This is a genomic window from Glycomyces halotolerans (assembly GCF_054779575.1).
Genome location: NZ_BAAGXZ010000061.1, coordinates 1 through 672 on the forward strand (window position 1 = coordinate 1; position 672 = coordinate 672).

Below are 672 nucleotides of genomic sequence, written 5' to 3' on the forward strand. Positions count from 1 at the left end.
TCATCACTTCAGTACCGGTCCCCGATCGAGTACGAACGACTACTGCATACACTTCAGACAACGTGAAATCGTGTCCCCATTCTTGGGGGAACTCCCCGGTCACCGACCGGCATATCCAACCCGATCTCTTCCTTGACCTCCCGCACGCATGCCTCATGCGGTGATTCGCCCTTGTCGACCATGCCTCCCACGAACTGCCAATCGTCGCGGTCATTCGGCTTGACCACCAGCGCCCTGCCGAGAGGGTCGGTGAAGAACGCGCATGCCACAGCGAAGGAGACCGCGAAGCTGTCGAGGACTTCTCGGGGCAACGACCTGGATCCAGTCATAGCCGGACTCTATCCGGGAGTGTCGATAGGCGGCGATGTCAAGGTAGAAGCTCGGTCGGGCCTGGGTTCTCGGCTTGCGGGCCGGTGGATGGCGCGGGCTCTTCGGCGGCGATGACGAGGTGAGAGGTGGGGTGGGGTCGGTTGTCGTCTCTCGGGTGGTGCATGGCTGCGGTCTTTGGCGGCGACAAAAGAGGTAGCGGGGTGGCTGGGGTGGTGTGTTCGTGGCCGGGTCGGGGTGTCCTTTTGGGGGTGTGGGCATGGCGGAGGGCCCGGACCCGCTTGGGATCTCGGGCTGCGATGTCGTGTCGCGTCCCCCGCCGCAGGATGCTGCCTGCGACGGGCG

General features: G+C 64.1%; 1 protein-coding gene. It reads right to left on the reverse strand.

All coding sequences use genetic code 11. The features are described from left to right. Window positions 1-53: 53 nt before the first annotated feature. Window positions 54-329 carry an NUDIX domain-containing protein gene (locus ACYVL2_RS20025; protein WP_460546566.1) on the reverse strand — a complete coding sequence of 92 codons (276 nt, stop codon included), beginning with the start codon at window positions 327-329 and terminating at the stop codon, window positions 54-56. Between the last annotated feature and the right edge of the window lie 343 nt (window positions 330-672).